The organism is Flavobacterium sp. UBA2787 (assembly GCA_002352205.1).
GTDB lineage: Bacteria > Bacteroidota > Bacteroidia > Flavobacteriales > Flavobacteriaceae > Flavobacterium.
The window spans coordinates 1-25069 of the sequence record DEHZ01000016.1; the positions used below are offsets into that span (position 1 = coordinate 1).

At 33.2% G+C, this 25069-nt stretch carries 25 protein-coding genes; 10 read left to right on the forward strand and 15 right to left on the reverse strand.

Translation table 11 applies throughout. The annotated features are described in order from the left end of the window. Window positions 1-162: 162 nt before the first annotated feature. Entirely contained in the window at window positions 163-945 is a 783-nt protein-coding gene (locus tag B4N66_RS15200; protein ID WP_291095939.1) for a rhomboid family intramembrane serine protease, read from the reverse strand. A 100-nt stretch (window positions 946-1045) separates the two neighbouring features. On the opposite strand from B4N66_RS15200, the gene B4N66_RS15205 reads away from it, so the two are divergent. After that, window positions 1046-1297 carry a hypothetical protein gene (locus tag B4N66_RS15205; RefSeq protein WP_248433942.1) on the forward strand — a complete coding sequence of 84 codons (252 nt, stop codon included), beginning with the start codon at window positions 1046-1048 and terminating at the stop codon, window positions 1295-1297. On the opposite strand, the gene mce is transcribed toward B4N66_RS15205, so the two are convergent. The 10 genes from mce to B4N66_RS15255 form a co-directional block, all read right to left on the reverse strand. After that, on the reverse strand, window positions 1298-1708 hold the full coding sequence (gene mce, locus B4N66_RS15210; RefSeq protein ID WP_291095941.1) for a methylmalonyl-CoA epimerase: 411 nt from the start codon (window positions 1706-1708) through the stop codon (window positions 1298-1300). Window positions 1709-1737: 29 nt separating this feature from the next. Further along, a complete protein-coding gene (locus B4N66_RS15215; protein WP_291095943.1) occupies window positions 1738-2631 on the reverse strand; it encodes a phospholipase A in 894 nt (297 codons plus the stop codon). Between the two features lie 86 nt (window positions 2632-2717). Next, on the reverse strand, window positions 2718-2921 hold the full coding sequence (locus B4N66_RS15220) for a hypothetical protein (RefSeq protein ID WP_291095945.1): 204 nt from the start codon (window positions 2919-2921) through the stop codon (window positions 2718-2720). A gap of 127 nt (window positions 2922-3048) precedes the next feature. Next, on the reverse strand, window positions 3049-3345 hold the full coding sequence (gene trxA, locus B4N66_RS15225) for a thioredoxin (protein ID WP_291095947.1): 297 nt from the start codon (window positions 3343-3345) through the stop codon (window positions 3049-3051). Window positions 3346-3355: 10 nt separating this feature from the next. Further along, on the reverse strand, window positions 3356-3718 hold the full coding sequence (locus B4N66_RS15230) for a rhodanese-like domain-containing protein (RefSeq protein WP_291095948.1): 363 nt from the start codon (window positions 3716-3718) through the stop codon (window positions 3356-3358). Between the two features lie 17 nt (window positions 3719-3735). After that, window positions 3736-5142: an MBL fold metallo-hydrolase gene (locus B4N66_RS15235; protein ID WP_291095950.1), complete on the reverse strand. Its 1407-nt coding sequence runs from the start codon at window positions 5140-5142 to the stop codon at window positions 3736-3738. 126 nt (window positions 5143-5268) lie between these two features. Next, window positions 5269-6684, reverse strand: a complete 1416-nt coding sequence (locus B4N66_RS15240) for an MBL fold metallo-hydrolase (RefSeq protein WP_291095953.1) — start codon at window positions 6682-6684, stop codon at window positions 5269-5271. A 57-nt stretch (window positions 6685-6741) separates the two neighbouring features. Next, complete coding sequence (locus B4N66_RS15245) at window positions 6742-7719, reverse strand: YeiH family protein (protein WP_291095955.1); 978 nt, start codon at window positions 7717-7719, stop codon at window positions 6742-6744. 7 nt (window positions 7720-7726) lie between these two features. Then, on the reverse strand, window positions 7727-8530 hold the full coding sequence (locus tag B4N66_RS15250) for a sulfite exporter TauE/SafE family protein (RefSeq protein ID WP_291095957.1): 804 nt from the start codon (window positions 8528-8530) through the stop codon (window positions 7727-7729). 64 nt (window positions 8531-8594) lie between these two features. Beyond that, window positions 8595-9224: a Crp/Fnr family transcriptional regulator gene (locus B4N66_RS15255; RefSeq protein ID WP_291095959.1), complete on the reverse strand. Its 630-nt coding sequence runs from the start codon at window positions 9222-9224 to the stop codon at window positions 8595-8597. A gap of 90 nt (window positions 9225-9314) precedes the next feature. On the opposite strand from B4N66_RS15255, the gene B4N66_RS15260 reads away from it, so the two are divergent. The 3 genes from B4N66_RS15260 to B4N66_RS15270 all read left to right on the forward strand — a co-directional run bounded on the left by B4N66_RS15260 (window position 9315) and on the right by B4N66_RS15270 (window position 11947). After that, a complete protein-coding gene (locus B4N66_RS15260) occupies window positions 9315-10073 on the forward strand; it encodes a dienelactone hydrolase family protein (protein WP_291095961.1) in 759 nt (252 codons plus the stop codon). Window positions 10074-10112: 39 nt separating this feature from the next. Beyond that, window positions 10113-11135: a M28 family metallopeptidase gene (locus B4N66_RS15265; RefSeq protein ID WP_291095962.1), complete on the forward strand. Its 1023-nt coding sequence runs from the start codon at window positions 10113-10115 to the stop codon at window positions 11133-11135. An 80-nt stretch (window positions 11136-11215) separates the two neighbouring features. Next, window positions 11216-11947, forward strand: coding sequence for a sulfite exporter TauE/SafE family protein (locus tag B4N66_RS15270; protein ID WP_291095963.1), 732 nt, complete (start codon window positions 11216-11218; stop codon window positions 11945-11947). A gap of 49 nt (window positions 11948-11996) precedes the next feature. On the opposite strand, the gene B4N66_RS15275 is transcribed toward B4N66_RS15270, so the two are convergent. After that, entirely contained in the window at window positions 11997-12329 is a 333-nt protein-coding gene (locus B4N66_RS15275) for a YegP family protein (RefSeq protein WP_248433955.1), read from the reverse strand. 189 nt (window positions 12330-12518) lie between these two features. On the opposite strand from B4N66_RS15275, the gene recG reads away from it, so the two are divergent. The 4 genes from recG to pheT all read left to right on the forward strand — a co-directional run bounded on the left by recG (window position 12519) and on the right by pheT (window position 18846). After that, window positions 12519-14624, forward strand: coding sequence for an ATP-dependent DNA helicase RecG (recG, locus tag B4N66_RS15280; RefSeq protein ID WP_291096167.1), 2106 nt, complete (start codon window positions 12519-12521; stop codon window positions 14622-14624). 126 nt (window positions 14625-14750) lie between these two features. Beyond that, on the forward strand, window positions 14751-15614 hold the full coding sequence (locus B4N66_RS15285; protein WP_291095966.1) for a bestrophin family protein: 864 nt from the start codon (window positions 14751-14753) through the stop codon (window positions 15612-15614). A 167-nt stretch (window positions 15615-15781) separates the two neighbouring features. Next, a complete protein-coding gene (locus tag B4N66_RS15290) occupies window positions 15782-16309 on the forward strand; it encodes a hypothetical protein (RefSeq protein WP_291095968.1) in 528 nt (175 codons plus the stop codon). A gap of 116 nt (window positions 16310-16425) precedes the next feature. Next, window positions 16426-18846: a phenylalanine--tRNA ligase subunit beta gene (gene pheT, locus B4N66_RS15295; protein WP_291095970.1), complete on the forward strand. Its 2421-nt coding sequence runs from the start codon at window positions 16426-16428 to the stop codon at window positions 18844-18846. Between the two features lie 68 nt (window positions 18847-18914). Here the strand turns inward: pheT and B4N66_RS15300 are convergent, their stop codons facing one another. Next, window positions 18915-19484: a fasciclin domain-containing protein gene (locus B4N66_RS15300; protein ID WP_291095972.1), complete on the reverse strand. Its 570-nt coding sequence runs from the start codon at window positions 19482-19484 to the stop codon at window positions 18915-18917. A 192-nt stretch (window positions 19485-19676) separates the two neighbouring features. Between B4N66_RS15300 and B4N66_RS15305 the strand changes: the two genes are divergently transcribed. Further along, window positions 19677-20393, forward strand: coding sequence for a hypothetical protein (locus B4N66_RS15305; RefSeq protein ID WP_291095974.1), 717 nt, complete (start codon window positions 19677-19679; stop codon window positions 20391-20393). An 84-nt stretch (window positions 20394-20477) separates the two neighbouring features. Here the strand turns inward: B4N66_RS15305 and rpsA are convergent, their stop codons facing one another. Then, a complete protein-coding gene (rpsA, locus tag B4N66_RS15310; RefSeq protein WP_248433961.1) occupies window positions 20478-22253 on the reverse strand; it encodes a 30S ribosomal protein S1 in 1776 nt (591 codons plus the stop codon). A 346-nt stretch (window positions 22254-22599) separates the two neighbouring features. On the opposite strand from rpsA, the gene B4N66_RS15315 reads away from it, so the two are divergent. After that, window positions 22600-23487: a L,D-transpeptidase gene (locus B4N66_RS15315; RefSeq protein WP_291095976.1), complete on the forward strand. Its 888-nt coding sequence runs from the start codon at window positions 22600-22602 to the stop codon at window positions 23485-23487. A gap of 1 nt (window position 23488) precedes the next feature. On the opposite strand, the gene B4N66_RS15320 is transcribed toward B4N66_RS15315, so the two are convergent. Beyond that, a complete protein-coding gene (locus B4N66_RS15320; RefSeq protein ID WP_291095978.1) occupies window positions 23489-25051 on the reverse strand; it encodes a hypothetical protein in 1563 nt (520 codons plus the stop codon). Between the last annotated feature and the right edge of the window lie 18 nt (window positions 25052-25069).

Below are 25069 nucleotides of genomic sequence, written 5' to 3' on the forward strand. Positions count from 1 at the left end.
CTCTGCTCCCCTAGCCCCGATTGTAATGGAAAGCCTTGTGAAGGATTGTTGTATTTTTTCTTGGCGAAAAAAAGCGACCAAAGGAAGCTCTTTTTTTGACTTAGAAAAAAACAACAAGACAAACAAGCTTGGAATGGAAAGCGGGATTAGCTTCTAATACAACTAATCAGAGTAATTTTTAAAATGATTGGTGATTTGGCGGTTGTTGTAACGGTTGGCATTTCTGTTTACGGGAATGTATTGTTGGTTGATGTGTTTCATTTTGGGATAGTAGAAACGGAAATAGATTCCGCTTAAGATGCCAAAAAGGAATCCGCCGATGTGGGCAAACCAAGCGACACCACTTTCCTGAATTGGGTTTTGAGAAGCTGTGTAAACGCTGAAAAATTGTTGAGCAATCCAAAACAAAAGGAAAAGAAAGGCGGGAACGCTAAAGATTTTAATGATAAAAAGCATTTTGATTTTTGATTTTGGAAACATCACTAAATAGCATCCGAGGCAACCTGCTATGGCTCCACTTGCTCCTAAACTTGGAATTATTGAGTTTGGTGCGGAAAAAACGTGGGCTAAAGCGGCGGTTAGTCCGGCTAATAAATAGAATAGTATAAATCGTTTTCTTCCGACGGTGGATTCGATGTTGTCTGCAAAAATCCAGAGAAAAAGCATGTTTCCTATGAGGTGCATCCATCCGCCGTGCATGAACATGGAGGTGAAAAGTGTACTATATATAGGTGTTGGTCCCGGGTAATGCGGAACGCCTTGGATGTTGCCGACCAAATCGACTCCTTTTGTTATTTCGTAAGGAACTGTGCTGTAGGAATAGGTAAAAACTTCGCTTGGAATCTGCAGAAAAAAGAATACGGCAATGTTTATCGCAATAAAAACGTAACTGAAGAGAGGAAATTGTCCGCCTTTGACTTGGTCGTCGCCTATTGGAAAGAGCATATTTGTTTTTTTATCAAATATAAAAAATTGTTTTTTGAACTTTTGAAAAAAATTTCTTTAAAAAAAGTTTTTTGGTATCTTCGTCAAAAATAAAACTAGTTTGAAACTTATTAAATTTTTGGCCTTAGCGGAAAAACAACAATATGAAATTCTTTTTGACAAAGGCGTTGTTGTTGCTGAACGCAATGGAAAACCTGTGATTAAAAAACTCTACAGTTTAAATACTTTTTTTGTAGAGGTTCATTTCCATTTTGGCACGGAAGAAATTCTGTTCAAAAAAGTTTTTAAAGAAGGTGAATTATTAGACAGTTATTTGAGTGAATTTAAGTTGGTTTTACCAAAAATCAATTGATTATCCGTTTTTATTCTCACAAAGTTCTAGCAAAACGCCATGTGTAGCTTTAGGATGAATAAAAGCAATATCCAATCCCTCTGCTCCTTTTCTGGGTGTTTTGTCTATTAATTGAACTCCTTTTTGATCTAATTCTTGTAAATTTTCTTCGATGTTTTTTACTGCGATGGCAAGATGATGAATTCCTTCGCCTTTTTTTTCTATGAATTTTCCGATTGGTCCGTCGAGATCGGTGGATTCTAACAGTTCAATTTTGGATTGACCAATCATGAAAAAGGCGGTTTTGACTTTTTGCTCTTTTACTTCTTCGATGTTATAACATTTGAGTCCCAGCATGTTTTCCCAAAAAGGGATTGCTTCTTCCAGACTTTTTACGGCAATGCCGATGTGTTCGATGTGTGATAAATTCATAAAAGTAGTTTTTTAAATTAATTTTAATTTTACCAATTGGCGAATGAGATTCCGATTCCGAGTGTAGTTTGGCTGTGGTTGTAATCGACAAGTGTTTCGCCGTATCCATGAAAGAATTGAACATGACCTCTTAAGTGTCCTCTCATTGGAAAAACATAGTTTAATTGTATGCTTCCGCCTTTGATTCGGTCAAATGGATGTCTGACAATGGTATAAAACTCATGTCGGTTATACGAATAAGCCGCAGTAATTTCACCATTTCCGATGAATTTTGTTATGGTTGGATTTTCATCATCGGTGTCTGCGGAACGTATCCATGGATTTAAGGAGACAATCCAATTATTGTTTTCATATCCCAGATGGAAGATTATTCTGTTCCAACTTCTTGACAGTGGAAAATCACGCCCGTTTGATTCATGATTAATCGATACACCTGTTGAACGGAAATATCCGCCGAATGCTTTGATTTTTAATGGATAGACAAAGATTAATTCCGGTTCATAATTGAGTTCTCGGAATGCTCTTGACAAATCTTTGTTATAAATCTGCCAATACGCTTTTTGTGTATAAGCTAGCCAAATGTCTGCTTTTCCCCAAAACAAACCTTGAAGTAATTTAGTTTTGAAACTCAGTTGAAATTTTGCTTCGTAACGGTTGAAATCTTGTGCTTCTGTGGCGGAATAATCAGGATTTTCGCTGTAGGGTTTTTCATTTGGGTTACTTGACCATCTTCCGGCTGAAATATAGATTGGTTTATAGGAAACTAAGCGAAATGTACCTTTTTTGTGAATGGAATCGAGTTCCCATTGTTGAGAATAAGTTTTAGAAATAATATCTGTTTGCATCATTGGTTCTTCTAATGTTTGACTAATTGAAGTCAACGAAAAGCCAAAAAGTAAGCAAAAAAGCTTAAGAAATTTCATAGAGCAATTTTTCTCGAAAGATAGGTATTTTGTATAAAAAAAGTGTCAAATTTCTTTGACACTTTTTTATTAACTTTAAATTATAATTATGATTTTGCTTCTGCTTTTTTAGAAGCACAACATGCTTTTTTCTCGCCGGTTGCACAATCTTTTTTCTCTTCTTTTGAGCAAGCAGCTTTTTCAGTTTTAGCTTTATCTTTTTTCTTTTCTTTATTTTTTGGATCTGTTGCCATAGCATCTGCAGTTACGAAAAACGCGGCTACAACTAATAATGAAACTAATTTTTTCATGATATACGATTTTAAGAATTAACGATTTATTATTACAAATATATAATTTATTGTGATACTTTGACAAAAGCCAACATTTTTTAATGCAATTTTAAGATTTAGACTTATTCTTTAGAAAAAATCAATCTTACCTATTATTTTGAATTATTTTGATAATTTCTTGTTTAGAAAGAACTCCGGATTGTCGCCAAAGTTGTTTGCCATTTTGAAAAAGCATCATAGTTGGCACACCTCGCACTTGGTATTGAGCTGCTAATGGTTGGTTTTTATCAACATCTATTTTGATGATTGAAATATTTTCTCCCAATTCATCTTTCACTTCCTTTAAAATTGGAGCTAACATTTGACAAGGTCCGCACCAAGTAGCAAAAAAATCTACCAACACGGGTTTTGGAGAATTAATGATATCTGTAAAATTTGACATGTCAATAAAATTAATTCCAATTCATATAACCATCTTGTAAATCAATAATTTGCGTGAAACCTAATTCTACCATTTTCTTGGCAGCTGTTTGGCTTCTAGCACCGCTTCTGCAATAGATGTAAACAGGTTGGGTTTTGTCTAACTTTTGGATTTCGGTTTCAAAATTAGCATCATTTACATTAATATTTTTTGCTCCTTTGATAAAACCATCTGCATATTCTTGTGGCGTTCTAACATCAATGAGTTGAACATTTTCATTTGCAATTACCGTTTGAAATTCTGATTTTTGAACAACTTTAATTTTTGAATCTTTTTGGGATTGGCAAGAAAATGCAACAAATGCGAATAGAAATATCAAAATTATTTTTTTCATACTAATTATTTTAAAAATTATAAAGTACTCGGACAAACGTAGGCCGTTCTTTTAATTTCGGTTTGTTTTATAGCAGCATAACCACCTTTTACATCAATAACATTGTGATAGCCTCTTGCTTTTAGAATGGATGCGGCAATCATACTGCGGTATCCACCGGCACAATGCACATAGAAATCTTGTTCTTTTGGAAATTTGTTTAAATGTTCGTTTAGGAAATCTAGCGGAGTTGATGGTACATCGACTATATGTTCAGAAGCATATTCGCCCGGTTTTCTAACATCGAAAACGGGAACATTTTCTTTTATTTTTTCTTCTAAAACAGCAGCATCAACAGAAGTTACGGTGTCGTATTCCATACCGGCTTTTTTCCAAGATTCAAAACCACCTTTTAAAAAGCCTACAGTATTATCATAGCCAACACGTGCTAAGCGTGTGATAGTTTCTTCTTCCCTACCTTCTTCTGTAGTTACCAACAAAATAGGTTGCTTGTAATCTAAAATTAACGCACCAACCCATGGAGCAAATTGTCCGTCGATACCGATAAAGATTGATTTTGGAATATGTCCTTTAGCAAATTCTTCTTGATTACGAACATCTAAAACTAGTGCATCCGTTTCATTTGCAACGGTTTCAAACACATTAGGTTCAAATGCTTGAGCTTCTTTAATAATATTTTCTACGTTTTCGTAGCCTTCTTTGTTTAGTTTAACGTTCATTGGAAAATAGGCAGGCGGTGGTAATAAACCGTCGGTTACTTCTTTCACAAATTCTTCTTTGGTCATATTTGCTCTCAACGCATAATTTGTTGCTTTTTGTTCACCAATGCTGCCAACGGTTTCTTTGCTTAGGTTTTTTCCGCAAGCAGAACCGGCTCCATGTGCAGGATAAACAATTACATCATCGGCTAATGTCATGATTTTGGTTCGAAGACTATCATACAATAATCCGGCTAATTGTTCTTGTGTCATATCAGCGGCTTTTTGAGCTAAGTCGGGACGGCCTACATCACCTAAAAACAAAGTATCACCGCTAAAAATGGCATGATCTTTTCCGTTTTTATCCTTTAATAAATAGGTTGTACTTTCCATCGTATGGCCGGGCGTGTGCACGGCAGTAATAGTGATTTCGCCTAATTGAAATACTTCGCCATCTTTAGCAATGTGAGCTTTAAAACTGGGATTAGCATTTGGTCCGTAAACAATTGGTGCTCCTGTTTTTTCGGCTAACGTAACATGACCACTGACAAAATCTGCATGAAAATGGGTTTCAAAAATGTATTTAATTTTTCCGTTAACATTTTCTGCCTTATCAATATAGGGTTGGACTTCACGCAATGGATCAATAATAGCAATTTCGCCATTACTTTCAATAAAATAAGCTCCTTGAGCAAGACATCCTGTGTATATTTGTTCTATTTTCATAAATTACTAATTTTTGGTAAAATTAAATATTGCCAAGTAAAAAAATTGTAACAATAGTTACAAAGATAAGAAATTAAAAAAGCCTGAATCAATCAATTCAGGCTTTGACAAAAATTTATGATTGTTTTATAATAAGGTGGATGGGCAAACGAATTCTGTTGTTGGTATTGACGTTTTCTTGATTTCTGAAAAACCTCCGACAACATCTGAAAAATTTGAAAAACCATTTTGCTTTAAAATAGAAGCGGCTATTATACTTCTATATCCTCCGGCACAATTTAAAACGAATGGTTTATCTTTTGGAAATTCATTTAGACGTTTAGAAATTTCATTTAACGGAATATTGATTGCATCAATTACATGTTCTGCATTGAACTCACTTTTCTTTCTAACGTCTATTAAAAGTTTATTATTATTTTGAATTTCATGCGATAATTCTTGAGCAGTAATTCTATTTATTAACTCTATTTTTTTATTTGCATTTAACCAAGCATCAAAACCACCCTCTAAATATCCGATGACATAATCATATCCAACTCTTGAAAGGCGAATGATGCTTTCTTCTACCTTGCCGGGATAAGTTATGAGAAGAATTTTTTGTTTAATATTATCAATTAATTCTCCCACCCACATGGCAAAATTACTTTCCAATCCGATGTTTATGCTATTTGGAATGAATCCTTTTGCAAAATCTTCAGCTCTACGAGTGTCAAGCAAGAGAATATCTTTATTTGCTGAAAGTTTTTCAAAATCGTCTAACGACAGAGCAATTTTTCCTCTGTGCATTATTGTATCTAAACTTTCATACCCTTGAATATTCATCAATACATTTTTAGGAAAATAGGCTGGCGGAGTTGTTAAACCATTTAATAACTCGTTCACAAATTCGTCTTCTGTCATATCAGGTCGAAGTGCATAATTTGTTTTTTTCTGATTTCCTAAGGTATCAGTCGTTTCTTTGCTCATCATTTTTCCGCAAGCAGAGCCGGCTCCATGATTAGGATAAACGATTAAATCATCGGAAAGAGGCATGATTTTGTTTCGAAGCGAATGAAAAAGCATTCGAGCCAATTTATCTTGCGTTAAATCTGCAATCACATGTTGAGCCAAATCGGGTCTGCCCACATCGCCAATAAAAAGAGTATCACCGGAAATTATTCCGTGTTCTTTCCCGTTTTCATCAATTAATAAATAGGTTGTGCTTTCTAGCGTATGTCCGGGCGTGTGAAGAACTTTAATAGTATAATCACCAACTTTAAACAATTGATTATCTTCTGCTACCAAAGCATCAAAACAGGGTTTTGCAGTTGGTCCGTAGACAATTTTTGCTCCTTCTTTTTGGGCTAAATCTAAATGTCCGGAAACAAAATCGGCATGAAAATGCGTTTCAAAAACATACTTAATTTTAGCATTGTCTTTTTTTGCTCGATCAATATAGGGTTGAACTTCACGAAGTGGATCAAAAATAGCTGCTTCACCTTTATTTTCCACATAATAAGCAGCATGTGCAATACAGCCTGTATAAATTTGTTCTATTTTCATTGTATTAAAAATTTTGATAAAAATAGTCTCCAATAAAAAAATACAAAATGATATTTATCAGTTAATTACAAAGAATATCCCGAGAAGAATCAATATAATTTGAAATAAAAAAATCAGAAAACCGTAGAATAATCCTTTCTTTCCGGATTGAATTAGGGCTGAAAAACTTACTTTCAATCCAATTGCTGTCATTGCTACAGTTAATAATACTTTACCAATTTCTGAAGAAAAATCAATAAAACTTTGTGGAATTTCAAATAATGAAACAAAAACAGTTATTAAAATAAAACCCCATAAATACCAAGGTAGCTGAAAATAGCTTTTCCAATTTTTGCCTTTGTTGTCTTGGGTTAAGAAGGAAAAAAAGATTAAACCGGGAGAAAGCAATGCAACGCGAGCTAATTTTATGGTTAAGGCTTGATCTCCTACATCAGGTGAAATGGCAAAAGCTGCTCCGGCTACATTTCCAACAGAATGTAGTGTTCCTCCTAAAAGCAAACTTATTTCTGTGGTTGAAAAAGAAAAAAGTGTTAGAATTAATGGTAAGAAAAGCATTCCTAACGTACCAAATAAGTTAACTACTGCCATAGCAACGCCAACATCTTCTTTATTTTTATTTAAACTTGGAGCTAAAGCGGCAATGGCACTGGAACCACAAATGGCGGTTCCAAACCCAACCATCCAACCAACTGTGCTAGGACAATTCATTTTTTTGGATAAAAAAACACTGAAAATTAGGACTGCAAAAACAACGACTGCAACCAATAAAAAGCTTTGCCAACCAATTTTTCCCATGTAAGAATAATTGATACCAAAGGCTAAAAAAAGTATCGAAAATTCTAAGACTTTCGAACCTGTAAGACTTATTCCGGGAGATAATTTTGATGGTAGTTTAAAGAAATTTCCAATTACAATTCCTAACAACAATCCGATTAAAATGCTGTTTAAAAAAGGAAAAACAGTACTTATTGTCAATGCAAAAGCCGCTATTAAAATAGTAAAAAGAATTCCTGAAAATGCGGTTTTAAAAATCATACTACAATTATAATACTAATTCTTTAACTAGGATATAAATTCCCATTAAAAGAACAAACCAGCCAAAACCGGTTTTCAATTTGTTTCCTTCTATTTTTTTGGAGAGAAAAATTCCGATGAAGATTCCAATTATGGAGGCGATTGTAAAATAGGATAACAAACTCCAATCGATTGGCTGATCACTTTTTAAATCGCCTAAAAAACCTATAAGTGATTTTGCGGCAATGATAAAAAGTGACGTTCCAACGGCTAATTTCATTGGCATTTTGGCAAATAAAACTAGAGCGGGAATGATTAAAAATCCGCCCCCTGCTCCTACTAAACCTGTTAAAACTCCGACCGCGATACCCTCTACTAAAATAAGTGGAAAATTGTATATTAATGGTAGATTTTCATCAATTTTTACTTTTGAAGGCTTTATCATTGAAACCGATGCCATCATCATAACGATTGCAAACAAAATCATTAAAGCAATAGGTTTGGTAAATTTGAACGTTCCAACAGTAAAAATTACATCAGGAATTATTGGAACCAGAAATGCTCTTGTTAAGTAAACTGCTGCTATTGAAGGAATTCCGAAAATTAAAACTGTTTTAAAATCAACTTTTTTAAGAAGTGCACTTTTTATTCCGCCAACCAAAGCTGTAGAACCTACAATAAATAGAGAATATGCTGTGGCCAAAACAGGTTCAACAGCCATGATATAGACTAATATTGGAACGGTTAAAATGGAACCGCCGCTACCAATTAACCCCAGTGAAACTCCTACTAGAATGGCAAGCAAATATCCTACTATTTGGGCTGTTTCCATTATTATAATTTTCATCAAAAGTAAAGCTGATAAATCGATTACTTTGTAACTTTTGATACATTATTTATTTCAATAATTCGATTGAAGCACGATGAAGTCTAATTTTACCACCATTTTCTAACGCTTTCAAAAGTCGTGAAACCACCACACGAGAAGTGTGCAAATCATAGGCAATTTCCTGATGTGTAGTATGAATTTCTTTAGAATGATTAATTTTTGATTTGTCGATTATATAATTCATTAATCGTTCATCCATATTCATAAATGCCAGATTATCAATCGCATTGAGCATTTCTTTTAAACGGTTATTGTAACTGTTAAACACATAATTTCGCCAGCTTTTATATTTACCTAGCCACTCCTCCATTTTGTGCACCGGAATCATGATAACTTTACCGTTGGTTTCGGCAACGGCACGAATTTCACTTTTGTTTTCGCCCATGCAGCAGGCCATAGTCATTGCACACGTATCGCCTTTTTCTATAAAATAAAGAAGTAATTCACCCTCATCAAAATCTTCTCTTAAAATTTTGATAGCTCCTTCAATGAGTAATGGCATTTTTTTGATATAATCACCAAAATCAATTAAAACATCGCCTTCACTAAAATCTCTAAGTAAGGAAACTTCTGCTATTTCATCTATTAAATTATCTTCAAAAATAAAACCGTACGTTGTCTTTAAAAGTTCTTTCATTATTATTAATTGAATTTTGAATCATAAAATTACACTAATTATTACATTTTCTTAAAATTAAATAACGAAATTTGAAATAAAAAATTAATTATGAAACAACTATTTGGCTTACTGTTATTTGCACATTTTTCAATGAATGCTCAAATACAATCTGTTGCGTATAAAGACGGAAATCAAAACCTAAACGGATTTTCTTCCAAACCTAAAAAAGCAAATACTGACAATTCCGGTATTTTGATTTTACCGGCATGGATGGGAATTGACGATCATTCCAAAGAAGTGGCCCAACAACTCGCAGACTTAGGTCATCATACTTTTATTGCTGATATTTATGGTGAAGGAAATTATCCTAAAAATAGCTCTGAAGCCGGAAAACAGGCCGGTAATTATAAAAATAATGTTGCTGATTATCACAAGAGAATTCAATTAGCACTCGACCAACTCATTAAAGCCGGAGCCAATAAAGATAAGATTGTAGTAATTGGCTATTGTTTTGGCGGAACCGGAGCTATAGAAGCCGCTCGTGCTGGATTAAATGTGAAAGGAGTTGTTTCATTTCATGGTGGTTTAGGCAAGGCGGAAGACAGAATTATATCTGAAATTAAACCAAAAGTTTTAGTGCTTCATGGTGCAGATGATCCGTTTGTTCCCGAAAAAGAAATCCTAGCTTTTCAAAAAGAAATGAAAGATGCCAAAGCCGATTGGCAAATGATTTATTATTCCGGTGCTGTGCATTCTTTTACAAATAAAAAAGCGGGAAACGATAATTCTAAAGGTGCGGCTTATAATGAATTGGCGGACAAACGTTCCTTTGTTCACTTTTTATCATTCTTGAAAGAAATTTTGTAAACCTACTTTATTATATTTGTCGAAATAATTTGATATAAAATGAAAAAAATAATCCTGAGTTCTTTTGTATTGGGATTTTTGTTAGCGGGATGCTCTTCTAATAAAAATAGTGCTAAAGAAATTTCACCTGAAAAGTATTTAACCGAAATTAAAGCCGAAAATTTAAGCAAACACCTTTATATTGTTGCTTCTGATGAAATGGAAGGTCGAGATACGGGAACGCCCGGACAGAAAAAAGCCGGCGAATACTTGATTAATCAATACAAAGCGATGGGAATTTCTTTTCCAAAAGGAGCTACTACATTTTATCAACCAATTCCGTCTGAATTTTTCAAAAAACAATTTAGTCCAAAATTAGGTGATTCAGAAAACATTTGGGCTTTTGTAGAAGGTTCTGAAAAACCGGATGAAATTTTAGTTATTTCGGCTCATTATGATCATGTTGGAATGAAAAACGGCGAGGTTTATAATGGTGCAGATGATGATGGTTCAGGAACAGTTGCATTATTAGAAATTGCTTCTGCTTTTCAAAAAGCTAAAAAAGAAGGTAATGGCCCGAAACGTTCTATTTTGTTCTTACATGTAACGGGTGAAGAACACGGTTTGCATGGGTCTCGATTTTATGCTGAAAATCCATTGTTTCCAATTGCCAATACCATTGCCAACATCAACATTGACATGATTGGAAGAAGAGGCTATGGAAAAGAAGACAACAATAATTATGTGTATGTAATTGGTTCCGATCGTTTGAGTACCGATTTGCACCGTATTTCGGAAGAAGCAAATACGAAGTATATTGGGATGGAATTGGATTATAAATACAATGATTTGAATGATCCGAATCGTTTTTATTACCGTTCAGACCATTATAACTTTGCGAAAAAAGGAATTCCGGCTATTTTTTATTTTAATGGTGTGCATGATGATTATCACAAAGCAACTGATACACCTGATAAAATTGATTATCCTTTGCTTGCCAAAAGAACGCAATTATCATTTGCTGTAGCTTGGGAATTAGCCAACGCTGACGAAAGACCAAAAGTTGATAAAGACGGGAAATAGATTTTACATCTTAAAAATAACCAAGAAACGCAAAAGCAATTTTGCGTTTTTTTTGTACCTTTAAGTATATATTCAGCATCATGGAAATTGACAAAACCCTTTGGTTTTTATTGCTCACATTAATTGCAGAAATCATTGGTACCATTGGTGGTTTTGGCTCTTCTGTATTTTTTGTACCGTTTGCCAATATTTTCTTTGATTTTCATACCGTATTAGGAATCACAGCAATTTTCCATTTGTCCAGTAACTTATCAAAAATCTATTTGTTTAGAAAAGGATTAAACAAAAAATTAATACTTCAAATTGGAATTCCGTCTGTAATTTTCGTGATTATTGGAGGATTTTTAAGTAAATTTTTCGAAAGTCAAATTTTAGAAATTACATTAGGTGTTTTTCTAATCGCTCTTAGTTTATTGTTTTTGATTAAAGACAAACTTGTCATCCCGGCAAAATTCAAACAAACTGTTCTGGGAGGTGCTATTTCAGGATTTTCAGCCGGATTAATCGGAACCGGTGGAGCTATTCGAGGATTAACAATGGCTGCTTTTAATTTAGAAAAAAGCGTTTTTGTAGCAACATCGGCAGCAATTGATATGATGATTGATTTATCAAGGACTTTTGTTTATTACAGCAACGGATATATTACTAAAGACATATTGATATATATTCCGTTTCTATTCATCATCGGATTTGTTGGTAGTTGGATTGGTCAAAAAATTTTAAAATATATTTCACAAGATTATTTCAAACGAATTTCACTATTTCTGATTCTAATTATTGGACTATTTTCACTCTATCAAAGCTTAAAATAAAGAAGCCCTGAGATTTCTCAAGGCTTGGTTGCTATAGTATGTACGGTGGTTATTCTAAATCTTCTTTTACATCAGCATCAGGAGCATTTTTTGTCACAGAAGCAATTCCGTTTTCACGAGCTGCAACTGATTCATACATTTCGCTGTTGCCAATGATTTGTCCGTTTGTTGCTTTTAAGTTAAAATATGGTTTTCCATTTTTTGATTCTAAACGATCAAAACGTTTATCGTCTTGAGAGTTTTTTCTAACCGATTCAATTCCGTTTTCACATGCAGCTTTTGTTGTATATCCTTCACTCGCCAAAATTACTTGACCATTTCCGGCTTTTAATACAAATTGAAATTCACCATTTTTTCTTTTACTAATTACAAATGATCCCATGTTAATTGTTTTAAAAATTATTGAAATATAAAATTAAGAAGATATTTTAACATTTCATATGATTTTTATTTGAAATTATCAACAATTCTCTCGTTTTTCAGTAGAATTAAAACTACAAATTTCAAGTATTGATAATTGAAACAATTTCATCTTTCAAATTCCACCACAAAAAACTATCTTCGCTTTGAAATGAATGATATTCTGCAAACTCCAATCGAATACCTAAAAGGTGTTGGTCCTTCTCGTGGTGAAATGCTACGGAAAGAACTCAGCATTCATCGGTATGGTGATTTGTTGACGTTGTTTCCCAATCGCTATATCGACCGAACGCGTTATTACAAAATCAATGAATTACAAGCAGGAAATACTGAAGTGCAAATCGTTGGAAAAATCATTCACATCAAAACAATTGAACAAAAAAAAGGACGAGGCAGATTGGTTGCCACTTTCGTGGATGATACTGGTGAAATGGAATTGGTCTGGTTTCAAGGTCAGAAATGGATTCGTGAAAGTTTAAAACTCAATTCCGTCTATGTCGCTTTTGGTAAAGTGGCTTCCTTTTCCAACATGTTCAATATGGCTCATCCGGAATTAGAATTGTTGGAAGAGCATAAACAAAGTCTGCGTTCGGCGATGCAACCGGTTTATCCTTCTACCGAAAAATTAACTCAAAGAGGCATTTCCAATCGCACCATTAACAAAATGATGCAACAATTGTTTGTGGAAACGCAAGCTCGTTTTACAGAAACACTTCCCTCCTATTTGTTGGATGAATTAAAGTTGATTCCGAAGAATGCAGCGTTGTTTAATATTCATTTTCCAAAAAGTCAGGAATTGTTGGCAAAAGCTCAATTTCGTTTGAAGTTTGAAGAATTGTTTTTTATTCAATTGCAATTAATCACTAAAAACCTCATTCGAAAACATAAAATCAAAGGTCATCCGTTTGAAAAAGTGGGCGATTATTTTAATAATTTTTATCAAAATCATTTACCTTTTGAATTGACGAATGCTCAAAAACGAGTGTTAAAAGAAATCAGAAATGACCTTGGTAGCAATGCTCAAATGAACCGATTATTGCAAGGTGATGTAGGTTCCGGAAAAACCATCGTGGCTTTAATGTGCATGCTTATGGCGTTAGATAATGGTTTTCAAAGTTGTTTGATGGCTCCAACAGAAATTTTAGCTACACAACATTTCAATGGCTTAACTGAATTAGCTAAAGATTTGAATATCAAAATCAAACTACTAACCGGCTCAACTAAAACTTCCGAACGAAAAATCATTCATGAAGCATTGGAGAATGGTGAATTACATATTATCATTGGAACACATGCCTTGTTGGAAGACAAAGTACAATTCCACAATTTAGGTTTAGCGATTATTGACGAACAACATCGATTTGGAGTGGAACAACGTTCAAAACTATGGAAGAAAAATGATATTCCGCCACATGTTTTGGTGATGACTGCTACACCAATTCCGAGAACATTAGCGATGAGTTTGTATGGTGATTTAGATATTTCTGTGATTGATGAATTGCCTCCGGGACGAAAACCCATTCAAACTGTGCATCGTTACGATTCCAATCGATTGAAAGTTTGGAAATTTTTGAAAGATGAAATTGCAAAAGGTCGTCAAATTTATATTGTTTATCCGTTGATTAATGAAAGTGAAAAATTGGATTATAAAGATTTGATGGATGGCTATGAAAGCATTTCAAGGGATTTTCCGTTGCCGCAGTATAGCGTTTCCATCGTTCACGGACAAATGAAAGCGGCTGATAAAGAAGAAGAAATGCGACGTTTTGCTGCCGGAAAAACCAATATTATGGTCGCCACAACAGTTATTGAAGTTGGCGTAAATGTTCCCAATGCAAGTGTAATGGTCATTGAAAGTGCGGAACGATTTGGATTATCACAGTTGCACCAACTTCGCGGTCGTGTAGGACGTGGTGCCGAACAAAGTTATTGTATTTTGATGACGAGTCACAAATTGAGTGATGATTCTAAAATACGTATAGAAACCATGTGTAGAACTAACGATGGTTTTGAAATTGCCGAAGTCGATTTAAAACTTCGCGGACCCGGTGATATTATGGGAACGCAACAAAGTGGCGTGTTGAATTTACAAATCGCTGATTTAGTTCGCGACCGAGATATTTTACAAGTTGCTCGCCACGAAGCCATAAAACTCTTGAAAAAAGATGCTTCGATGACGCTACCGGAACACCAAACGTTGCGAGTGGTTTTTATGGAAATGAGTAAGAAGAAGAATATTTGGAATTATATTAGTTAGATGAAGGTTGCGGGTTGCGGGTTGAAAAATGAAAATTTAAATTCATCAATCAAAAATTAAAATTTCTTCTCTACATTTACACTTTCAAACCAATCACCCATTACCTTTAACCCATTACCCAAAAAAATGGTTCAATATAACCCAAAAGACTGGATTACTTTTATTTTCAAATTCCATAAATCCGATACATTTCGACAACTGATTCCGATGATGATTTTTATTGGTCTTTACACTTCTGGTGTTGGTTATTTGGAGTTAGAATATTGGAAAATGTCTGAGAAAAGTCATTTGAGCAATATCACGATTATGCACAATATGTTGGGATTTGTGATTTCGTTGTTGTTGGTTTTTAGAACAAACACAGCCTATGACCGTTGGTGGGAAGGCAGAAAATTATGGGGTGGGTTAGTCAATAACAGTCGAAATTTAGCCATTAAACTCCGAGTAATTTTAAAAGAAGAAAGCGATCGAGAGTACTTTCGAAAATTGATTCCGGGTTATGCATCCATTTTAAGTAAACACTTAACTGACGAAGAAACCAGCAAACAACTCTATGGAAATGTTGATTTAGAAATTGATCATCACAAACATAAACCCAATCAAGTGGCAAAAATGTTGTTTCAGAAGGTCAATGATTTATATGAACAAAAGAAAATTTCCGGAGATCAACTCATTATAATAAACAGCGAAGTACAATCATTTACTGATATTTGTGGTGCTTGTGAGCGAATCAAAAACACGCCTATTCCCTACTCTTATAGTGCTTTCATTAAGAAATTTATCTTTTTTTATGTCATGACTTTGCCGTTTGGTTATGTTTTCAGTTTAGGTTATTATTCGATACCTGTGGTTATTTTTATTTTTTATGTGTTGGCAAGTTTAGAATTAATTGCAGAAGAAATTGAAGATCCATTCGGTTTTGATGCCAATGATTTACCTATCGAAAAAATCGCTTCAAATATAAAAAAACACGTAGAAGAAATCCTTTAATTCATAATAATTACACTAATTTTGAGTTAGTTAACGATAAAACAGTGTTTTTGAACGATTTTATTTTTGTATCACAAATCTTGCACTTAGCTTAGCACCATCAACTAAAAGCTTGCCCGGCATTTATTTGAATAGATCCCAAGTCTAACACAAAAAACTTAACCAACATGAAAAAAATTACACTAGTAATTTTTACTGCATTTTTGACTATTAATTGTAGTAAAGACGATTCTTTTAACGAAGAACAAACAAATCTTGCACTGGTTTCCTCCAAAGAAGATTCTGCTTTAAAATCTGAAGTGAATTATGAAATCGAAGATAATCAATCTAAATCGATTGGTGAATTATCTATATATCACGATGAAACTACTATTTATATGATTTGTAAATCAAATGCTAATATTTCTATTTCGGAGACTGATTTATATTTCGGACCCTATTCTAAAATTCGTAAAAGTATTGATGATGTTGAAACAATTCCTTCTTATAATTTCAAAACTACTACACAACAAACTGAAAATATCTTTAGAATAGAAAAAGCGGACTTAAAATTTGATAAAAACGGATGCATCTATGTGTCAACACATTTCAAATTTACTGATACTACTTCACAAGAAAGTAAGTCCGCAAATAGTGTTTCCCAAGTTTTACCCGGAAGTGAAAAATTATCCTATTTTCTGTATTGCATCAATTAATCAAGTTAAATAAAAAAGTTTCAAAAAGGTCGCTAAATTAAGTGACCTTTTTTATTTAAAATTATGCAAAAAGTAATTCATTGATTATCTTTGCCACCTTTAAAAGCTCATAGAAAATGCGTATATCATACAATTGGCTCAAGCAATTTATTAAATTAGATTCAACTTCTGAAGAAACAGCAGCTCTTTTAACCGACTTAGGTTTAGAAGTCGAAGTAGTCGAAAAATATCAATCTGTTAAAGGTGGTTTAGAAGGAATTGTGGTTGGTGAAGTAAAAACATGCGTCCAACACCCTGATGCTGATAGACTTAAAATAACAACAGTTGATTTAGGCGACGGAAATCCAATTCAAATTGTATGTGGTGCTCCCAATGTTGCGGCTGGTCAAAAAGTTCCTGTAGCAACCATTGGAACCAATTTATTTGATAAAGACGGAAACGAATTTCAAATTAAAAAAGGAAAAATTCGCGGACAAGAAAGTCATGGGATGATTTGTGCCGAAGATGAATTAGGTCTTGGCGAAAATCATGACGGAATTATGATTTTAGATGATTCTTTGCAACCTGGAACGCTATTTTCTAAAGTAATGAATATTGAAGATGATGAAGTTTTTGAAATCGGTTTAACACCAAACAGAGCCGATGCCATGTCGCATTGGGGAGTTGCTCGAGATTTACGTGCAGGTTTGGTTCAAAAAAATGTTCATCCTGAATTAATTACGCCTTCAGTAACCAGTTTTAGAGTAGATAAAAGAACGCTCAAAATTGATGTGGAAGTAAAAGACATCAAACTTGCTCCTCGTTATTGCGGAGTTACAATTTCCGGAATTACGGTGAAACCTTCGCCGGATTGGTTGCAAAACCGTTTAAAAGCCATTGGTTTAACGCCAAAAAATAATATTGTTGATGCTACAAATTATGTTTTACACGAATTAGGTCAACCACTTCATGCATTTGATGCCAACAAAATTAACGGAAAAATCATCGTAAAAACGGTTGAAAGTGGAACAAAATTCAAAACCTTAGATGATGTAGAACGAATTTTGCACGAAGAAGATTTAATGATTTGCGACGAAAAAGGTCCGCTTTGCATTGCCGGTGTTTTTGGTGGAAAAAATTCAGGCGTAACTGAAAATACATCCAATATATTTTTAGAAAGTGCCTATTTTAATCCAGTTTCTATACGGAAAACAGCGAAAAGACATGGATTAAGTACCGATGCTTCCTTCCGATTTGAACGTGGAATTGATCCAACAATTACAGAATATGCTTTGAAAAGAGCGGCCATTTTAATCAAAGAAATTGCCGGTGGTGAAATTACATCTGATATTATCGATATTTATCAAAAGAAAATTGAGGATTTTACGGTTTTATTGAACTTCAATAAAGTAAATAAAATCATCGGTCAGGAGATTCCAAAAGAAATCATCAAGAAAATTTTGGTTTCCTTAGATATAAAAGTAAACAGTGTTTCCGATGCAGGTTTAGGATTAACGATTCCTGCATATCGTGTGGATGTTCAGCGAGAAATAGATGTAATTGAAGAAATTCTTCGAGTGTATGGTTATAATAATATTCAGTTTTCTAAAAAATTGAATGCAACCGTTGCCAATTCAGGTAGAACCGAAGATTACAAAGTGCAAAACATTATTGCTTCACAATTGAATTCGTTAGGTTTTAATGAGATGATGGCCAATTCTCTTACCACTCCTGATTATGTGAAATTATCTGAAAATTTAAAAGAGGAATTTAATGTAATGATGCTTAATCCGTTGAGCAATGATTTATCAGCGATGCGTCAATCATTATTATTTTCAGGCTTAGAAGCGGTTTCGTATAATATTAATCGTAGAAATTCAGATTTAAAATTATTTGAATTTGGTAAAAGTTATCATAAAATGCCATCCGGTTATGAAGAAAATAAACATCTTTCTTTGTTTGTAACCGGTAATCGTCAAGGTGAAATTTGGACAACTCCACAAAAATCAAGTGATTTCTTTTTATTTAAAGGATATGTTCAATCCGTTCTGACTCGACTTTCTTTTGGAAAAACACAAACTGTTCCCGTTTCGAGTGATGTATTTAATGAAGGAATAGCCATTGCCATTGGAAATGACATTTTGGTTGAATTTGGTACAGTGAAGAAATCTATTTTGAAATATTTCGACATAAAACAAGAAGTTTTTTATGCCGATTTTAATTGGAATTTGATATTGAAAATGATTTCCAACAAAATTAAATTTCAAGATATTCCAAAATATCCTGAAGTTCGAAGAGATTTGTCGTTGTTATTAGATCAAAATGTTACGTTTGATAAATTATATTCAATCGCCCGTCAAACAGAGAAAGTTTTACTAAAAGACATTAATCTTTTTGATGTGTATGAAGGAAAAAATCTTCCGGAAGGAAAGAAGTCGTATGCGTTGAGTTTCGTTATTCAAGACACAACCAAAACACTGACTGACGATCAAATTGATAAAATAATGTACAAGCTTCAGCAGAATTTTGAAAAAGAGTTAGGAGCTGTTTTGAGATAATAAAAAAAGACCACAACTTTAAAAATTGTGGTCTTTTCCATTTAAAACAAAATCAAATCAACAAACTTTTATGACTTTGGAGTAACAACTGCATCAATTACGTGAATCACGCCATTGGATTGATTTACATCGGCAATTGTCACTTTCGATTTTCCTCCATTTTCATCCATCAAAATAACATCTTTTCCACTCATTGAAGCGTACAATTTTCCACCACTTACGGTTTTAAATTCTGCTTTTCCATTTCCTGATTTAACGGCTGCAATAATATCGGCAGCACTAAACTTTCCAGGTAAAACGTGGTAAGTTAAAACAGTTTGTAATGTTTTAAGATTTTCAGGTTTAAGTAAGGTTTCAACAGTTCCTTTTGGCAATTTATCAAATGCTGAATTTGTTGGTGCAAAAACGGTGAATGGTCCTTTTCCTTGTAGAGTTTCAACTAGACCTGCTGCTTTAACTGCCGCAACTAATGTGGTGTGATCTTTTGAATTCACTGCATTTTCAACAATGTTTTTACTCGGATACATTGGAGCTCCACCCACTTGAACCGTTTTTTCTTTGGTTTGTGCAAAAATTGATGTTCCCATCATCATTGCAAACGCAACTACTAACGTTACTAAATTTCTTTGTGTTTTCATAATAGCTTTTTTTAAGTTATAAAGTAAGTTACGCTGATACAATAATTTTGGTTTTCAATTACTTTCGATTTAACATTAGTTTAGTGAATGTTTTTCGGAAAATAAATTCATAAAAATTTCATTTTTATATGATAAATAATTAATTTAGAACGTATTGTAATTATTTTATATAACTTATAAAAACATCTTAAAATGCTACTGAAAAAGAAGAATCTTTTAAATGAATTACGATTGGAGAGACATAAATTTAAAACAGAAGAAGCTATTTTAAATGAAGTTTTTTCAATTTTAAACGAAAATGAAATCAAAAGAACTGAAATTCTTTCAACCTTAACAGAAAAAAGTTCAACAAAACATAATACATTCATTTATGATTGCTTAGAATCGGATAGAATATTTCATTTGGAACAAATTAAATCAATATGTGTTGATTATCGATTACGATTTTTAGATAGTCACTTATTTAAAGGGAAAATTCCTGAAGAGGCTATCACGAAAATTCATCAACTGGAAAAAGAACATCAAACAAAACTTGAAGGTTTCAGAATTATTGCTCCATCAAAATTGTTTAAATTAGAAAATTATGATGATCCTTTACTATTTGCTCCAATTGGAAATGGCTATTATTATTTAATTCACAAATGGGGAAATGATTTACATCCATTACGTAAATTGGCTATGAAACCATTTAAAACAATGGGCAATTTTATAATTTTATTAGTACTTATCAGTTTAATTTTAACTAGTTTATTACCGCAAAACCTATTTGGCAAATCGCCGCAAAATGTCATGGGTTTAGTTACTTTTTTATTTATGCTTAAATCTATTATGGGAATTGCAATTTATTATTGCTTATGGCAAGGTAAAAATTTTAATGAAGATATTTGGTTGAGTAAATATTATAACTAGTGATTAGCTACAAACGTTGAAATTATACAAAAAAAATCCCTCAACTTGCGAAGAGGGATTTTAAATTTATGAAGTTAAGAAATATTATTTCTCTCCTTTTTCCATTTTAGCTTTAAGGTCGGCTAAAATTTGATTGTTTTCTCCAAGAGTTTGAGCAGGTGCATTCGTGTTGTTATTAGCAGCAACAGACTCTGAAGCAGCTTTCACGTTTTTCTCTTCTTCTTCTCTAAAGATTGATGTGTGCGAAGCAACAACTCTCTTAAATTCTTTATTGAATTCAATTACTTTGAAGTCAGCAGCATCACCTTTTTTCAATTTTTTACCATCTTCTTTTTCTAAATGACGAGTTGGTACGAAAGCAACAACATCATCACCAAAATCAACTGTTGCACCTTTGTCAACAATTTCAGCGATAGTTCCGTTATGAACAGTTCCTACAGCAAAAGCATCTTCGTGCTTATCCCAAGGGTTTGCAGTAGTTTGTTTGTGACCTAACGATAATTTACGTCCGTCAACATCCAATTCTAAAACAACAACATCTAACGTTTCACCAACATTGATGAATTCTGATGGATGTTTGATTTTTTTAGTCCAAGATAAATCTGAAATATAAATTAAACCATCGATACCTTCTTCTAATTCTACGAAAATACCAAAGTTTGTAAAGTTTCTAACGATACCGTTATGTTTAGAACCAACAGGATATTTAGAAGTGATATCAGTCCAAGGATCTTGCGACATTTGTTTGATACCTAACGACATTTTTCTTTCGTCTCTGTCTAATGTTAATACAACAGCTTCTACTTCATCACCAATTTTCATGAAATCTTGAGCTGAACGTAAATGCGTTGACCAAGACATTTCTGAAACGTGGATTAAACCTTCAACACCTTCAGCAACTTCAATGAAAGCACCGTAATCAGCGATAACTACTACTTTACCTTTCACTTTGTCACCAACTTTCAAGTCTGCATTCAAGGCATCCCATGGGTGAGCGTTTAATTGTTTTAAACCTAATTGGATTCTTGTTTTCTCATCATCAAAATCAAGAATTACTACGTTTAATTTTTGGTCTAATTCAAGCACTTCGCTTGGGTGATTGATTCTTGACCAAGAAAGGTCAGTAATGTGAATTAATCCATCAACACCACCTAAATCAATAAACACACCATAAGAAGTAATGTTTTTAACAACACCTTCTAATACTTGTCCTTTTTCTAATTGACCAATGATTTCTTTTTTCTGAACTTCGATATCAGCTTCGATAAGAGCTTTGTGAGAAACTACCACGTTTTTGAATTCGTGATTAATTTTTACCACTTTAAACTCCATCATTTTGTTTACATATTGATCGTAGTCACGGATTGGTTTCACATCAATTTGTGATCCCGGTAAGAATGCTTCAATTCCAAAAACATCAACAATCATACCTCCTTTAGTTCTACATTTCACAAAACCGTTTACGATTTCGCCTGACTCATTAGCAGCAATAACTCTGTCCCAAGCCTTGATAGTTCTAGCTTTTCTGTGTGATAAAACCAATTGACCGGTTCTGTCTTCACGAACATCGATTAAAACTTCTACTTTGTCACCCACTTTTAATCCTGGGTTGTAACGGAATTCATTTAAAGAGATAACTCCTTCTGATTTCGCGTTAATGTCAACGATAGCATCACGATCAGTAACACGAACAACAGTTCCCATTACTACTTCGTCGCTGTCAGTTGAAATGAAGGTTTTAGCAACTAACTCTTCAAATTCTCTTAGGTTTTTCTCATCTACAGCATCAATTCCTTCTTGGAAGTTATGCCAGTTAAAGTTTGCTAAAAACGCTTCTTGTTCTTTTAAAATTTCAGACATTCTGAATAAAAATTTGTATTCTGTGTTCTCTTGAGTTTCTTAATGCGATAGAAAACAGCAGAAGTGTTTACATAAATTGTTTATACCCAATGGAAACTCTTCTCCGCCAAAAGGTGTGCAAAATTACGAACCTTTTTTGAATATACAAAACTATTTTTGAGGGAATTAGAATGAAATTTCATTGATTGAAAGATAAATAGTAAGTTTTCATAATTTCTTCAATTAAACAACTCATTTTCAACAACGAAATTCTTTTAAAAAAGTTAAAAATTTCCTTATAAATGGCATGTTTCAATTCTAACTACTATCTTGTAAAAAAAAGTAAAACCCCAAAATATACAACTTAATGATGACACATTTTAAACAGCTAATTTTCTTATTTATATTCGCAGTGGCAATTTCTTGCCAAGAATCAAAAGAAAAAGCAACTACCGAACGACCAAAACCAACCCGAAAATATGACAAACCACAAGACTTCACGTATACGATTTGGTCTTTAAAAAATGATTCGGTTCGTAAAGTTTTCAAATCTAAATTTTCAAGTAGTGAAATAACAACAATCGTTTCGTTAAATCGAATTGATAAAAACACACTTCAAAAAGCAGATACTTTAATCATTCCAAACAAATTTGACGATGATTTTCTGGCCTATTCTGCTTTTCCATATACTATTAAAAAATTAAATGATGTACCAAAAATTGCCATCTTCTCCTATCCTATTCAAGCTTATGGTTTGTATGAATATGGCGAATTGGTCAAATGGGGTCCAACTAGTTTAGGATCAAAAGCTCATAAAACACCAACAGGATTGTTTTTTACGAATTGGAAAGGTGAAGAAGTACAAAGCACCGTGGATGATGAGTGGATTTTACGTTGGAATTTCAACATCGAAAATACAGAAGGCGTGGGTTGGCATCAATATGAATTGCCTGGTTATCCGGCTTCGCATTCGTGCTTGCGATTGTTAGAAAACGATGCCAAATGGATGTATGATTGGGCAGACGAATGGATTTTGAAAGATGCCAATACCGTTGAAGCCAAAGGAATTCCTGTATTAGTTTTTGGTGAATATGATTTTGATGGAAAATCCCCTTGGTTAAAATTAGTTGATGAACCTAAGGCAAATGATATTTCGGAAAAAGAATTAGAAAATTTAGTTTCCAACCACCTTTCTGAAATTATGAAAGAACAAGAAAACAGAGAAAAAGTGCTGTCCGAAAAACAAGTAAAATAGTTTAAAGTAAGGTTTTCTTAAGCCCTTCACCAATGTTTCGCCAAAGAAAATTGTAGAACGATTTTTCAGGAATTCTGTCAACTTCTACTTCAACTTCTTTGACTTTTTCATTCGAATCTTTTTTGACAAACAAATTACCAATAGCCGAAAGAAATTTATTTTTCTCTTTTCGGCTATTTTTTTTGTAAACAGTGACGTTCAAATCTTCATATTTAATGGCAAAATTACCTTTTGATTTTAGATCATTTCCGGCGAAATTAAAATAGACTTCGTCCAACATTCCTTCCACATCCACATTCATATATGGTTTGGTAAACGGTTTAAGTTGTTCGGCCGGAAAGTTTAAAATCGTACCTTTTATTGTAAATCCGTCCATTTTGTCTAGTACATTAAATTGCCAATCGACTTTCATCGGCGAAACATTCATAAAACGACAATCGACTTTGATTTTCACATCTGATAATTTTTGCTCTTTATAGCCGCTGTTGACATTGGTTACAGCCATATTAAATCGATGAAATGATAATAATCCCGCTCCTTTTTCAAATGTTTTTTCTTCTTCGTATTCTAAAATGGATTCACGAATTTGCAACGAATCAACTTGCAATTTAAACGGAATTTCTCGCAATAATTTGTTATACAAGTGTTTTTTGGAAAGATCATCATTTGGAATTTTTGATCGATAAATATTAGCATAAACCGAATCTAAAACGATACTTTTTGAATGAAAATAAAAATCTTCTTCGTCAAAACCCCAATCCATATCTTTTAATGAAATGGATTTAATTGATGTTGAATAAATATCTTTTTCGACAAGAATTTTTCTAACAAATTCAGCTCGGCTGTATTCTGAAAATAATTTAAAATTATCAATTTTTAATTCCGATTTTGTACTTTGAATATTCTCTGCTTTCAAATGATAAAATTCATTGGCTCTGAAATAAATACTATCACAAGAAAAATCAAAATCTTTGTAATTGAATGGAATTTTTTCTTTGATTGTCTCATCATCCAAAACAACATTATCCAATTCTAAGGAAAGATTACTGACGACTAATGAAGGCAAATTTGTTTTAGTTGAAATGATTTTCAGATTAGCATTTTCCAATTCAATATCCGAAACCGAAATGGTGTTTTTAAAAGGCTTTACGACACTTTCATTAATACTTTTCGGATTATTTAATGCTTTGTTATCATTTTTATAGAGAATAATTTCCGGCTGAGAAATAATAAGTTTTGACGCTTTTATTTTTTTATTGAAAAGAAAACTCCAAATACTAATTCCTTTAATATCAACGTCTGAAATTGTAGCAAACAAACCTGATTTATCAGCTGTTTCATTCATCGCTTTTTTGGGAACAATCGTTATATCATTGATTAAAATCGTTCCGCTCAGCAAGGTAATATCAATCGTTTTATAAACAATATGGTAAGGCGAATCGTTATTCTCGTTGATGATTTTAGGCAGTTCTTTTTTAATCCAAAAGCTCAATCCGATATTCAAAACGAAAATCAGAGCTAGTAAACTTAAAACGAAAATGACTATTTTTTTCCACCAAACCATAGAAAATGTTTAATTTTT

Coding starts and splice junctions, on each gene's coding strand:
- B4N66_RS15200 (WP_291095939.1), bottom strand. CDS start 945: ATGCTCTTTCCAATAGGCGACGACCAAGTCAAAGGCGGACAATTTCCT.
- mce (WP_291095941.1), bottom strand. CDS start 1,708: ATGAATTTATCACACATCGAACACATCGGCATTGCCGTAAAAAGTCTG.
- B4N66_RS15215 (WP_291095943.1), bottom strand. CDS start 2,631: ATGAAATTTCTTAAGCTTTTTTGCTTACTTTTTGGCTTTTCGTTGACT.
- B4N66_RS15220 (WP_291095945.1), bottom strand. CDS start 2,921: ATGAAAAAATTAGTTTCATTATTAGTTGTAGCCGCGTTTTTCGTAACT.
- trxA (WP_291095947.1), bottom strand. CDS start 3,345: ATGTCAAATTTTACAGATATCATTAATTCTCCAAAACCCGTGTTGGTA.
- B4N66_RS15230 (WP_291095948.1), bottom strand. CDS start 3,718: ATGAAAAAAATAATTTTGATATTTCTATTCGCATTTGTTGCATTTTCT.
- B4N66_RS15235 (WP_291095950.1), bottom strand. CDS start 5,142: ATGAAAATAGAACAAATATACACAGGATGTCTTGCTCAAGGAGCTTAT.
- B4N66_RS15240 (WP_291095953.1), bottom strand. CDS start 6,684: ATGAAAATAGAACAAATTTATACAGGCTGTATTGCACATGCTGCTTAT.
- B4N66_RS15245 (WP_291095955.1), bottom strand. CDS start 7,719: ATGATTTTTAAAACCGCATTTTCAGGAATTCTTTTTACTATTTTAATA.
- B4N66_RS15250 (WP_291095957.1), bottom strand. CDS start 8,530: ATGGAAACAGCCCAAATAGTAGGATATTTGCTTGCCATTCTAGTAGGA.
- B4N66_RS15255 (WP_291095959.1), bottom strand. CDS start 9,224: ATGAAAGAACTTTTAAAGACAACGTACGGTTTTATTTTTGAAGATAAT.
- B4N66_RS15260 (WP_291095961.1), top strand. CDS start 9,315: ATGAAACAACTATTTGGCTTACTGTTATTTGCACATTTTTCAATGAAT.
- B4N66_RS15265 (WP_291095962.1), top strand. CDS start 10,113: ATGAAAAAAATAATCCTGAGTTCTTTTGTATTGGGATTTTTGTTAGCG.
- B4N66_RS15270 (WP_291095963.1), top strand. CDS start 11,216: ATGGAAATTGACAAAACCCTTTGGTTTTTATTGCTCACATTAATTGCA.
- B4N66_RS15275 (WP_248433955.1), bottom strand. CDS start 12,329: ATGGGATCATTTGTAATTAGTAAAAGAAAAAATGGTGAATTTCAATTT.
- recG (WP_291096167.1), top strand. CDS start 12,519: ATGAATGATATTCTGCAAACTCCAATCGAATACCTAAAAGGTGTTGGT.
- B4N66_RS15285 (WP_291095966.1), top strand. CDS start 14,751: ATGGTTCAATATAACCCAAAAGACTGGATTACTTTTATTTTCAAATTC.
- B4N66_RS15290 (WP_291095968.1), top strand. CDS start 15,782: ATGAAAAAAATTACACTAGTAATTTTTACTGCATTTTTGACTATTAAT.
- pheT (WP_291095970.1), top strand. CDS start 16,426: ATGCGTATATCATACAATTGGCTCAAGCAATTTATTAAATTAGATTCA.
- B4N66_RS15300 (WP_291095972.1), bottom strand. CDS start 19,484: ATGAAAACACAAAGAAATTTAGTAACGTTAGTAGTTGCGTTTGCAATG.
- B4N66_RS15305 (WP_291095974.1), top strand. CDS start 19,677: ATGCTACTGAAAAAGAAGAATCTTTTAAATGAATTACGATTGGAGAGA.
- rpsA (WP_248433961.1), bottom strand. CDS start 22,253: ATGTCTGAAATTTTAAAAGAACAAGAAGCGTTTTTAGCAAACTTTAAC.
- B4N66_RS15315 (WP_291095976.1), top strand. CDS start 22,600: ATGATGACACATTTTAAACAGCTAATTTTCTTATTTATATTCGCAGTG.
- B4N66_RS15320 (WP_291095978.1), bottom strand. CDS start 25,051: ATGGTTTGGTGGAAAAAAATAGTCATTTTCGTTTTAAGTTTACTAGCT.